We start from the raw sequence: 12,073 nt of genomic DNA on the forward strand, positions 1-12,073 counted from the left end.
ATATTAGGGCACTATTTGGTACAACGGAAAAAAGCATTACCCTTTATGTCATTGATAGACAGAATAAAGGATTTGGCCAATATCAATACGTTATCCAAGCATGAACAGTTGGTGCAAGGTACAATGGAATCCATAGACTCCGGTATTTTGACAACGGGTGACAAACTGCCCTCCATAAACCAAATGGTAGACGAACTAGGTTTTGCCAGAAAGACCATTGTAAAGGCCTACGAGGAGCTTAAAGATCGGGGCCTGGTGGAATCCAAAAAGCTTAAGGGATATTTCATAATCAGTGAGGAAACCAAGGTTACCCTTAAAATAGCATTGCTATTGTTCTCTTTCCGACGTTTTCAAGAGGAGTTTTATGATACATTTAGAAAGGAATTGGGCAAAAAATTCCAGATCGATGTTTTTTTTCATCACAATAATGTTTCCGTCTTCGAGAGTATCTTCAATACAATCCGAGGTAAATATGGCATGTATGTGGTCGCTCCAATTCCCCATAAAAGTATACGCCCGATATTGCGATCTATAGAACCGGCCAAACTATTGATAATAGACAGGTATTTGTCCATGCCCAAAGAGTATTCCTATATATCACAGGAATTTGAGGAAACCACATACAATAAATTGGTTGAGCTACTGCCTCGTATAAGACAGTTTGATAAGTTTGTTCTTTTCTTTAGGAAGGAATCCGATTATCCTGAGGGAATTTTAAGGGCCTTCAATCGATTTTTGATGGACTATAAAATTCTTGGGTCCGTAGAAGAGGAATACCGACTGGGTTCCATCAAAAAGGGACATGTTTATTTCTTTATTAGCGATACCTATTTATGGGAGGTTTTAAGAGATTGTCGCAACGGTGAATATGTTGTTGGCAAAGATGTAGGTATCTTATCCCACAACGATCATGTGGTAAAGCAAATTGTCTTCGGAGGCATTACCACCATCTCTACAAACTTTAATGACATGGCCATTAAGGCCGCGAAGCACATTAAACAAAAGGGTAAAACGCAAGTAATTATGCCCTTTAACGTCATTAAGCGTAATTCACTGTAAGTATTCTGACAGATTTTTCAATGCCTTGCCTAAGCTACTTTTTTCAATAAATCAAAACAGGGACAGCGATTACAGCGTTTGGATTCGCATTTCTTGTATTTGGAACAGCATTTGGTTTTGCAACCCTTGGGTTTTAATTGAAGTAAAGCGACCTTCTGAGCTTTTTCTAGCTTTTTACGCGCTTTTTTTGATACCTTCTTTTTTTTGCCCACGAATACTCACTTAAGGAATATTCCAAAAGTAATTATTTTAATTAAATCTAAATAAGAAAAATGATAAAAATTTATTCTGTTGTATCCGAAGCTGCACTCTCGACCGTGATTTGCTGAACATCCCGATCAAAAAGGTAAAGGCCGCCCTTATCATTTCCTATGAGATTTATTTTATCCAAAATAGTACGGGCCAGTGCTTCTTCCTCAATTTGTTCGGCCACATACCATTGCAGAAAATTGTGGGTGGCATAATCCTTTTCTTCCAAAGTGACGTGTACCAAATCGTTTATACTTTTCGAAACGAAAATTTCATGGTCGTATAGTTCCTGGAACATTTTTTGGAACGTTCCGAAATCGGTTTTAGGGGCTTTTAGATCAGAGATGATGGCATGCCCGCCTCTTTCGTTGACGAATTTTATCAATTTGAGCATATGCATCCGCTCTTCATCGGAATGTTTATACATAAATTGCGAGATACCTTCCAGGCCTTTTACCTCGGCCCATGATGCCATGGATAAATACACCTGTGAGGATTCCGCCTCTATCCTAATTTGTCCGTTCAATGCTTTTTCAACCTTCTTGGATAACATAGTTTCAAATTTTGCGCAAAGTTACAAATTATACCTATTAAAAAAATGATTTGGATTAGAAGCGTGCTGCAATTCCAATTCGTCCTGGACCAAAATTGAGGTCCCAGCTAATTTTTTTGCTATTATCGTTGTATTTCTTGTCGTATTTGGTATCCAGATAGTGATCTATGGATTCAACGATAGCAATACTCACCACGGCACTAAAGACTATATCGGAGAGCCAATGTTTGCCCTCCCACAACCTAGAAACTGAGGGGATAGCTCCCAAAGTATAAATACCTCCTTTTATCCAAGGACTCTTAAACTGTTTTGCAATGGCATGGGCATTTGTCAAAGCCAAAATGGCGTGACCGGAAGGGAAGGCATGAAAATCCTTACCCCCACTCCAGAAGGGGCTAAATGTATCCTTGGTTTTTCCGCTCAAAGGCCTCGCCCGCCCTATAGCGGATTTCAAAAAATGTTGTAGTAATCCTCCCGCGGAGGCCGAGGAAATAAGCAGCACTCCGGTCCTTCGTAATTTTTCATCCTTTATGGCCAGTCCGGTTAGGTATACGGCACCCGTTACGATGTAGTTATTGGATGGGCTTCCGTATTCAAACCCAAAATCCCGAAGGACTTCGGGTATGTCATCCCTGATTCTTCTAAAATATTCCGAGCTAGGATCGTCAACAAGATAAGCGACTCCCGTGCCCACCACGGTAACACCAAAATCGCCCCATTGGTCACCCTTCCAATGCAAAGGTCTGGAATAGGCATATCCCATTCCCAAAAAGATATTGCCAACATCATATTTGAACATATCCCATCGGGTCTCGGTAACATCCGTGTCCAAATCCTGGGATTGAGCGCAACAAACAAATACAAGGAAAAAAAGTAAAAAAACTCTCTGCATTGCACTGATTTGCGGTGCAAGTTAAGGTTAAGATTTCAATTTCAATACTCTTTTAAAACCAAAATTTCACCCATAAATGTGCAGTGACTACTGTGTTGCCGAAACCAAAAGGGGGTTTTCCATGGTTTCATAGAAATCGGCCAGAATCTTTTCCTTATCGAAGTTTTCCCAAACTATAATTTTTCTTTGGTTCGCGGGGCGTTCCATCCATTCATTGTTAATAAGGATTGGGGCTGGAATCGATTTTTGATCTCCCCAGGAGTTGTCCTTTAAAATGGCCAGGGCAACCATATCAAAAAGTGGGCGGGAGGGAGGATCGGTATGGTAATGGATATGTTCAAAAAGACTGATGGAATAATCGCCAAAATTTTCAAAGGTTCCCCCATGTCTTCCTGTAATCGATTCTTTTGCTTTGGGCCCCAATCCCGGCATTCTTGAATTTACTTCGGTTTGGGTTACTGCCACCGCGTCCGTTCCCGAGGGTTTTCCATATCGAACAGTTACCATTTCAAAGGGGATTTTGCTGTTCAGTACATAGTTCATGGAAATGGTGTCATTGTCCTGATTGTATTCCCCGGGTTCGGGATAGTTACTTCCTAACCAAACAATTTTGGTCCGCTCGGCAAAAGAAGGATCTCTTTTTAGAGCTAGGGCAATATTGGTGAGCTTGCCCACCGCCACTATGATTATGGAATCCTTCTTCGTTTCTTCCAGAATAAAATCTACACCTTCGTTTCCATCATAATTGGAGGGGTCAAAATCTTCAACAATTTCCTTAAAATTCCCATTTGCTCCATCTAAAAGGGGGATGGAATCTTTTAAATTACTCAATTGTAATACCCTTTCCGCTTCATCATAGTGCCCCTGAATACCACCTCCATTATACGTAGCATTGACCGTAATCCCCCTTACATCAAAAACATCGCCGTTGAACAACATATAGGCCATGGCATGCTGATCGTCCAGCTCGTTATTGGCATCGGTATCGAAAATAACTTTTGTTTTTTGTGGCTCAATTTTTGACGATTCCTCTGAGACGGATCTGGATTCCTTTTGTTTTTCCTTGCAGGAAGTGCAGAGTGAGGTAGATAAGAGGAATAACAATATGTAGTAAGCCGTTTTCATATAAAAATGAATTATTAGGTTATAGTGGGTTGGGAAAGTACAAAAAAATGGAAAACTCCTAAAACGGCTAAAGCATTGCTCCGAGTTCCATTCAATTTTGGTTACATATGAGAGCATTGTTTAAAAAAAGATGTGTTGTGCCATGCGAAAGGTATTGGCATGGGCCTCAACAATCGTTTTGATATCGGCGGAATATCCACCGCCCATACTACATTGTACCGGGATGCCTAACCGTTGGCAGGTCTCCAACATTATTTCATCCCGCTGTTTGCAACCTTCCAAGGTTAGCGCCAATGTGCCCAATTTATCGGTTTCAATGATATCCACGCCGCAGAGATAAAAGATAAAATCGGGCCGGGTTTTATCGATTAGTTTAGGCAGATTCTCGCGCAAAATGGACAGATACTCGGCATCACCGGTTCCTTTTTTCAAGGGAATGTCCATATCCGATTTTTCCTTTTTAAAGGGATAGTTATTGGCCCCGTGTATGGAGAAGGTAAATACCGAATCATCATTTTGAAATATTTCCGCTGTCCCGTTCCCCTGATGAACGTCCAAATCTACTATCAGGATTTTTTTGGCCAAATTCTTGGCCTGAAGATAACGTGCTCCTATGGCTTGGTCGTTCAACATACAAAAGGCTTCGCCTCTGTTGGTATAGGCATGGTGTGTACCCCCGGCAATATTCATGGCAATCCCATTTTCCAGCGCAAATTCACAACCTCTCATGGTCCCATCGGCGATAGTGCGTTCCCGTTCCACCAAGTCCTCCGTCAAGGGGAAGCCAATTTTTCTGGCCGCTCTAGGAGGGATTTTAATATTCAACAAATCGTAAAAATACTCGGGTTCATGAACGGCTACGATATACTTGTCATTGGGGATGTTTGGCTCAAAAAAGTTTGTATGTGCACAGGTGCCTTCATATAATAGTTGTTGTGGCAACAGTTCATACTTCTCCATCGGAAATCGATGGCCTTTGGGCAAAGGATGTTTATAAATGGGATGATAGGCTATTTTAAGCAAATTCGAAAGATTCTGTGTTGTTTCAAATATCGCTTATTATCGTAAATCATGAGCAAATAGAATACTTCTAAACTATTTGGAATCTTTTTCTCCACCAGTTTCTTCTAGGGAAATAGCCGGTATAAGCGAATGCTGTAATACCTTTGCCGAATATGACGAACACCATCACAAAGGATATTGTCCGTTGCCAAGAACTGTTGCGAAACAATGCGTTGGTGGCCATACCTACCGAAACCGTATATGGGTTGGCGGCTAATATTTACAATGACGAAGCCGTCCGAAAGATTTTTGAGATGAAGGGGAGACCCTTGTTCAATCCCTTGATTGTACACATCCATCATTTAGATCAATTATCATCCTTGGCAAAATCGGTGCCGGAAGCGGCCACAAAGCTGGCCGAGCGATTTTGGCCTGGCCCTTTGACTTTAATACTTGAAAAAAATACTTCGGTAAGTAAACTTGTCACTGCAGGGAAGTCTACCGTTGCCATACGCATGCCCAACCATCCCTTGACTTTAGAGCTGCTCCGGGGTCTGGATTTTCCGGTAGCTGCTCCGAGCGCCAATCCTTTTACAAGAGTTAGTTCCACTTCGGCAGAACATGTGGCCGACTATTTTGGCGATCGGATTCCCGCTATTTTGGATGGTGGTCCCTGTACGGTCGGGTTGGAATCCACTATTGTGGGATTTGATGGTGAAACTGTTGTGGTTTATCGAAAAGGAGGTATTTCCATTGAGGCCATCGAAGCCTGTGTGGGGAAAGTGAGATTGCTTACCAAAAATGAGGATGCCCCACAGGCACCTGGAATGCTGGCCAAGCATTATTCCCCTCGAACAAAACTAGTTTTAAGTGATGATATCTTAAAAACTATAGAAGGCTTTACCAAACAAAAAATAGGGGTATTGGCCTTTTACGAGTCTAACTTTGCCAAAGCCAAGGTGGTAGAAACTCTTTCTGAAAAACGAGATTTAAATGAGGCCGCTAAAAATCTATTTGCCGCTTTGCATCGCTTGGACCAAGAAAATCTGGACATAATTATTGCCCAACGCCTTCCCAATGAAGGATTGGGAATCAGTATCAATGATCGCCTGGAACGTGCCGGAAATTAATCTTGAATAGGTTTTTTATGAAGTGCCAGCTGAATGCGTTTTCTAGGAATATCAACGGATAGGACTTTCACTATAATCTGTTGGTGCAAATGCACATGCTCGGTGACATCCTTAACGAAGCCCTGCGACAAATTGGAAACATGTATCAATCCACTTTCCTTAATGCCCACATCCACAAAACAGCCAAAGTGGGTAATGTTGTTCACAATCCCTGGTAGCAGTTGTCCTTCCCTCAGGTCGGTAATATTTTTAATGTTCTGATCAAAAGTAAACACCTTGGCCTTTTCTCTTTGATCTAGCCCCGGTTTTTTCAATTCCGAAATAATATCCTCTAGGGTAGGGAAACCGACAGTATTGGAAGTATAGAGCTGTAATTCTATCTCCTTGAGCAGTTTTTTGTTACCGATGAGTTGGGTAAGTGGTACTTTTTTGTCCTTTGCCATACGTTCCACTAAAGGATAACTTTCAGGATGCACTGCGGAATCGTCCAAAGGGTTTTCTGCTCCCTTAATACGAAGAAAGGCGGCGCCCTGTTCAAAAGCCTTTCCGCCTAATCTCGCCACGTTTTTAATATCATTTCTGCTTTTGAAAGGTCCGGTCTCATTTCTATATGTCACAATATTTTCTGCCAATTTGGGGCCAATACCAGAGACATAACTTAACAAAGAAACACTGGCGGTATTAATATTTACACCCACTGTATTTACGCAGCTTTCTACTGTTGTGTCCAATGAATATTTAAGCTTTGTTTGGTCTACATCATGTTGATACTGGCCTACGCCAATCGATTTTGGATCTATTTTAACCAATTCGGCCAAGGGATCTGCCAAGCGTCTTCCAATGGATACCGCGCCACGTACGGTAACATCATAATTGGGAAATTCTTCCCTTGCAATTTTGGAAGCCGAGTAGATAGAAGCTCCCGCCTCGTTTACCACATACACCTCCACAGCATTTTTAAAGGCTATGCGTTTCACTAATCTTTCTGTTTCACGGGAGGCAGTTCCATTGCCAATGGCAATGGCCTCTATTTTGTAGGCATCGGAAAGCGAACTGATTTTTTTGATGGCACCTTTACTATCGTTTTGGGGTGCATGCGGATAAATGGTTTCGTTGTGTAGTAAATCGCCCTGGGCATCCAAACAGACCAATTTACAACCTGTTCTAAAGCCTGGGTCAATGGCTAGGATACGTCTTTCACCTAATGGAGCACCCAGCAACAACTGCTTTAGGTTTTTGGAAAATACCTGTATAGCCACGTCATCCGCTTTCTCTTTTGCAATTTTGAGCGATTCGTTGGAAAGCGATGGCAACAGCAGTCGCTTGTAGGCATCGGCAATGGCCAGTTTTATGTGTTCAGAACAAGCATTGTTGGTTTTTAGGACGCGTTGTTCAATACGTTCCAAGGCCTTCTCATCATCGATTTCGATTTTTACCCGAATAAACTTTTCCGATTCAGCTCTAAGGATGGCTAAGAATCGGTGGGACGGACAGCGATTTAGCGGTTCGCTCCAGTCAAAATAATCTCGATACTTTTGGGCTTTTTCGGTATCCTTTTGGGAGCTGATGACCTTAGTGGTCAGAATGGCAAAGCGTTCCAGTTGGTGCCGCAATAGATTTCTGATGGATGCACGTTCATTGATCCATTCAGCAATGATATGCCGTGCTCCTTCCAATGCTTGGTCTTCATCAGCAACATTTTTTCCTAAATAGTTTGAAGCCAAACTTTGGATGGCATCACTATGCTGGGCCATAATGATCTTTGCCAAGGGTTCCAATCCATTTTTACGTGCAGTTTCCGCCTTGGTTTTTTTACGCTTCTTAAAAGGAAGGTAAAGATCCTCCAATTCGATAATATCTGCTGCGAATTCAACCTTTTTTTTTAGTTCTGGGGTCAATACCCCTTGCTCGTTCATGGTTTTTAGAATAGCCTCCCTTCTTTTTTCAAGTGCTTGATATTGCATTTTGAGCTTAACAATCGTCCCGATTTGTACTTCGTCAAGATTTCCCGTTCGTTCTTTTCGATAGCGGGCAATAAAGGGTACGGTACATTCTTCGTCCAACAGTGCTAGGGTATTTTCAATATCTTTTTCGGGAAGTTGGGTATGTTGTAGAACGTAGGTTACCAAGGAAGACATTGAAGATGTTTGTTATAGTTAGCTGATACTGCTGCCATTCCCAACCTCATCTTCATCGGGATTAACGAACACTAGTTTACCTTCCGCATCTTCGGTCATTAGAATCATACCTTGACTTTCTACACCTCTTAGTTTTCTTGGAGCTAGATTTACAAGTACAGTGACTTTTTTGCCAATGATTTCATCGGCCTTAAAACTTTCCGCAATACCCGAGACAATGGTCCGGGTGTCCAGGCCCGTCTCCACTTTTAGGACCATAAGTTTTTTGGTCTTGGGCATCTTTGTCGCTTCAACGATGGTACCTACGCGCATATCCAGTTTGGTAAAGTCATCAAAGGTGATTGTTTCTTTTTGTGGGCTGATTTCTTGTGTAGCCTCCATAGCAGCGTTGGTTTTTTTGGTAGCTTCCAGTTTATCCAGTTGCTTTTGGATTTCTTCATCCTCTATTTTCCGAAATAGAAGCTCGGCCTTATTGATGGTATGACTGGAGGGTAGTAGTATTTCATTATCCTTAACCTGTTCCCAGCCATTTTGAGCTGTGCTTGACCTGATATTGAGGATATTTTTTAGCTTCGCCGAGGTAAAGGGGAGGAAAGGTTCGCTCAAAATAGCCAGTCCCGTCGCAATTTGTAGGGCAACGAACATTATGGTTTTTACTCTTTCTTCATCCTCTTTAATGACCTTCCAAGGTTCTTCATCGGCCAAATATTTATTACCTAAGCGCGCCAAATTCAATAATTCCTGACTTGCTTCCCGGAATCGGTAACGTTCCAACGAATTGGAAATAATTTGAGGATACTTTTGTAGTTCGGCAAGGGTTTCTTTATCTATGTTGGAAAACTCCATGGGCTCTGGTACAATCCCTTCATAATACTTCTGGGTCAATACCACCACCCGGTTGATAAAATTCCCGAAAATGGCGACCAGCTCATTATTGTTCCTTGCCTGGAAATCCTTCCAGGTAAAATCATTGTCCTTGGTTTCCGGTGCATTTGCCGTTAATGTATAGCGCAGAACGTCTTGCATGTCCGGAAATTCTACCAAATATTCATGTAGCCATACTGCCCAATTTTTGGAGGTAGATAATTTATTGCCCTCCAAGTTTAGGAACTCATTGGCCGGGACGTTTTCAGGAAGTATATAGTTCCCGTGGGCCTTAAGGATGGCTGGGAAAATAATACAGTGAAAGACAATATTATCTTTTCCGATGAAATGCACCAATTTGGTATTTTCATCCTTCCAATAGGGTTCCCAATCCTTACCTTCCCTTTCCGCCCATTCCTTGGTGGAGGAGATATAGCCAATGGGCGCATCGAACCAAACATACAGTACTTTGCCTTCGCCTCCTTTCACTGGGACGGGAATGCCCCAATCCAAATCACGGGTCACTGCGCGAGGTGCCAAACCACCATCTATCCAAGATTTGCACTGGCCGTATACATTGGGTTTCCAATCTTCCTTATGGCCCTCCAAAATCCAGTTTCTTAAGAAACCTTCATAACGATCCAAAGGTAGAAACCAATGTTTGGTCTCTTTTAAAGTGGGAACGGCACCGGTAATCGTTGATTTCGGGTTTATTAAATCCGTAGCATTCAGTGAAGAACCGCAATTTTCACATTGATCCCCATAGGCTTCCTCATATCCACAATTGGGACAGGTGCCGGTAACAAAGCGATCGGCCAAAAATTGCTCGGCTTCTTCATCGTACAATTGGGCCGTATTTTCCTCAATGAAATCACCTTGTTCATAGAGCTTCTTAAAAAAATCTGAAGCAGTTTCATAATGCACCTTTGCCGAGGTCCTAGAGTAATTGTCGAACGAAATGCCAAAATCCACAAAGGATTTTTTAATGATACCGTGGTACTTGTCTATAATCTCATTAGGCGATACACCTTCCTTTTTGGCCTTCATGGAAATAGCTACCCCATGTTCATCACTGCCACCTACAAAGGCTACCTCATGGCCCGTTAAGCGCAAATATCGGGCATAAATATCGGCAGGAACATAAACACCGGCCAAATGCCCAATGTGGATTGGCCCGTTCGTATAGGGTAAAGCTGCCGTAATCGTGTACCTTTTTGGATTCTGTTGATCTTGAGACATCAAAACGCGAATTAAGGCACAAAAATACAGATTTTTGCTAGCGCATTATCGAATGCCACCAAAAAGAAAACCTTCGGCTTACCAATTGGTGCACCGAAGGTCAAGTTGCAAAGTGTGGGGCGTGTTAAGCAACCATTACCGATTTGCTCATTTTTTTATCTTGGATCTGAATACGATAAATGTATTTTCCTGTTGATAAATGTTCGGGCATTCGTTCCCTAATATTAATTTCCGCCGATCCCTCGGTCATCATTTCATTGTAGATCGTGCCCACATTCTGGCCAAGGATGTTATACAACTGAATATCCACATGAGCTGTGAAAGGCATCTCCAAATAAATATGGGGAGCATTATCCGTGGGGTAAAATGGTTTATGGACCACAGCGTTCAACAAATCCGGGTTCGGATCCGTTGGTTCCGGTTGTGTGGGCAAGGTAGGTTCCCCATCACTGTAAACAATATCGGGGAATTCAACACCACTACAATTAAAGCCTAGGTTGACCGGAGCATAAGGGTGATCTAATAAATGTTGTTCTACCAAAGGAATGTCTACGCAGAGCCATTCGGCCAAAACAGTGGCATATAGATCCCTAAAGTCCATGGTATATTCCAAATTACCTCTACCATCCGGATTATCCAAGGTTGGGTGTTCCCCAACAAACGCACTTCCGTTCAATCCCGATCCGAAAAACAGTGTTGGTGCCGCTTTACCATGATCCGTACCATTGGAACCATTTTCAAAAATTCGTCGCCCGAATTCCGAAAAGGTCATACTTAGGACTTTGTCATCTTGTTGTGTAAAAGCAATGTCATCGTAGAAATTATCTATGGCTACGGATAAATTGGTCATCAATCGTTCATGGGCCAAGGGTTGGTTGCCGTGAGTGTCAAAACCACCCATGGAAATCATGTATACCTTGGTTCCTAAGTTACCCTTGATCAAACGGGCCAATAATGCCAATTGTCTTGCAAAACCATTGTCCTGATATTCCACTTGGTTTTGTCCACGCTCATAGGCTTCATGGATAAGACCTGCATATTCATAGGTAGTATTGGCGACTCCCCTAAGGAATTTCAATTGGTCGCCATACATACAATCGCCGAACAATGCGTCATCCAATCCATAGACCACTCCAGATTCCGCAATTTCTTCCAACTGATCGATATTTGAGGTCACAAAAGCGTAATTGGTCTCTTCGCCTTGGAAGACCAAGTTCCCGAACTGACCTATTTGTATGGCCGCCGGCGATGCTGGAGGATGAATCAGATAATCTGGATAGAGGTTCTCAAAGTGTCTTCCCATCCAGCCAGTATCCAATCCGGAAAAGCCGGTGGTTGTTAAATCTGTATTGGCATAAATATCCGATCCCGTAAAATGGGAGAGACTTTGGTTTTGATAGCCCACGCCGTGTACAGCCTTAAACTGCCCATCGCCCCACATAGGCTCTACGGCCTGCATATAGGACGGAACGCCAAATTCGTCCGTTAGCTTTAATACTTTACTCTCCGGAATATAGATGTTGGGCCTGGCATTGGCATAACTATCATACTGCTCGATTGGAATTACGGTACTAAGTCCATCGTTTCCGCCGGAAAGTCGAATTAAAATTAAAATATTATCCGTTTCCGCAGCTGCAATTGCTGCAGTCAATGGAGAGGGTGCCGAGGCGGTCAACATATTGCTTCCGAGCATCATGGAACCAGAACCGGCGATTCCCAAAGCCTGAAGAAAGGAACGTCTGCTCCAGGCCTTGTGTTCTAAATCGTGGCCCTCATGCTGAAGACCTTTATAAGGAGTATTGTTGATATTGCACATATTCGT

At 42.5% G+C, this 12,073-nt stretch carries 9 protein-coding genes; 2 read left to right on the forward strand and 7 right to left on the reverse strand.

Annotated elements, in window-relative coordinates; all coding sequences use genetic code 11:
• Positions 1–45 precede the first annotated feature (45 nt).
• Positions 46–1,059, forward strand: coding sequence for a GntR family transcriptional regulator (locus tag ACP2AF_RS07235; RefSeq protein ID WP_425235567.1), 1,014 nt, complete (start codon positions 46–48; stop codon positions 1,057–1,059).
• A 283-nt stretch (positions 1,060–1,342) separates the two neighbouring features.
• Here ACP2AF_RS07235 and ACP2AF_RS07240 read toward each other — a convergent pair whose 3' ends face one another.
• From ACP2AF_RS07240 to ACP2AF_RS07255, 4 genes are all read right to left on the reverse strand, one after another.
• Positions 1,343–1,861: a ferritin gene (locus ACP2AF_RS07240; protein WP_425235568.1), complete on the reverse strand. Its 519-nt coding sequence runs from the start codon at positions 1,859–1,861 to the stop codon at positions 1,343–1,345.
• Between the two features lie 55 nt (positions 1,862–1,916).
• Entirely contained in the window at positions 1,917–2,753 is an 837-nt protein-coding gene (locus tag ACP2AF_RS07245; RefSeq protein WP_425235569.1) for a phosphatase PAP2 family protein, read from the reverse strand.
• A gap of 87 nt (positions 2,754–2,840) precedes the next feature.
• Entirely contained in the window at positions 2,841–3,878 is a 1,038-nt protein-coding gene (locus tag ACP2AF_RS07250) for a nucleoside hydrolase (protein WP_425235570.1), read from the reverse strand.
• A gap of 120 nt (positions 3,879–3,998) precedes the next feature.
• Positions 3,999–4,901, reverse strand: a complete 903-nt coding sequence (locus tag ACP2AF_RS07255; protein ID WP_425235571.1) for a histone deacetylase family protein — start codon at positions 4,899–4,901, stop codon at positions 3,999–4,001.
• Between the two features lie 152 nt (positions 4,902–5,053).
• Here ACP2AF_RS07255 and ACP2AF_RS07260 point away from each other — a divergent pair, with 152 nt between their 5' ends.
• A complete protein-coding gene (locus ACP2AF_RS07260; protein WP_425235572.1) occupies positions 5,054–6,010 on the forward strand; it encodes an L-threonylcarbamoyladenylate synthase in 957 nt (318 codons plus the stop codon).
• Here ACP2AF_RS07260 and ACP2AF_RS07265 read toward each other — a convergent pair.
• From ACP2AF_RS07265 to ACP2AF_RS07275, 3 genes are all read right to left on the reverse strand, one after another.
• Positions 6,007–8,148, reverse strand: a complete 2,142-nt coding sequence (locus tag ACP2AF_RS07265; protein WP_425235573.1) for a Tex family protein — start codon at positions 8,146–8,148, stop codon at positions 6,007–6,009. The genes ACP2AF_RS07260 and ACP2AF_RS07265 overlap by 4 nt on opposite strands.
• Positions 8,149–8,166: 18 nt before the next feature.
• Complete coding sequence (gene metG / locus ACP2AF_RS07270) at positions 8,167–10,251, reverse strand: methionine--tRNA ligase (protein ID WP_425235574.1); 2,085 nt, start codon at positions 10,249–10,251, stop codon at positions 8,167–8,169.
• A gap of 124 nt (positions 10,252–10,375) precedes the next feature.
• Complete coding sequence (locus ACP2AF_RS07275) at positions 10,376–12,067, reverse strand: DUF1501 domain-containing protein (protein ID WP_425235575.1); 1,692 nt, start codon at positions 12,065–12,067, stop codon at positions 10,376–10,378.
• Positions 12,068–12,073: the final 6 nt, after the last annotated feature.

Origin of the sequence: Ulvibacterium sp. (genome assembly GCF_965248315.1) — a bacterium.
Classification (GTDB): domain Bacteria; phylum Bacteroidota; class Bacteroidia; order Flavobacteriales; family Flavobacteriaceae; genus Ulvibacterium.

Coding starts and splice junctions, on each gene's coding strand:
- ACP2AF_RS07235 (WP_425235567.1), top strand. CDS start 46: ATGTCATTGATAGACAGAATAAAGGATTTGGCCAATATCAATACGTTA.
- ACP2AF_RS07240 (WP_425235568.1), bottom strand. CDS start 1,861: ATGTTATCCAAGAAGGTTGAAAAAGCATTGAACGGACAAATTAGGATA.
- ACP2AF_RS07245 (WP_425235569.1), bottom strand. CDS start 2,753: ATGCAGAGAGTTTTTTTACTTTTTTTCCTTGTATTTGTTTGTTGCGCT.
- ACP2AF_RS07250 (WP_425235570.1), bottom strand. CDS start 3,878: ATGAAAACGGCTTACTACATATTGTTATTCCTCTTATCTACCTCACTC.
- ACP2AF_RS07260 (WP_425235572.1), top strand. CDS start 5,054: ATGACGAACACCATCACAAAGGATATTGTCCGTTGCCAAGAACTGTTG.
- ACP2AF_RS07265 (WP_425235573.1), bottom strand. CDS start 8,148: ATGTCTTCCTTGGTAACCTACGTTCTACAACATACCCAACTTCCCGAA.
- metG (WP_425235574.1), bottom strand. CDS start 10,251: ATGTCTCAAGATCAACAGAATCCAAAAAGGTACACGATTACGGCAGCT.
- ACP2AF_RS07275 (WP_425235575.1), bottom strand. CDS start 12,067: ATGTGCAATATCAACAATACTCCTTATAAAGGTCTTCAGCATGAGGGC.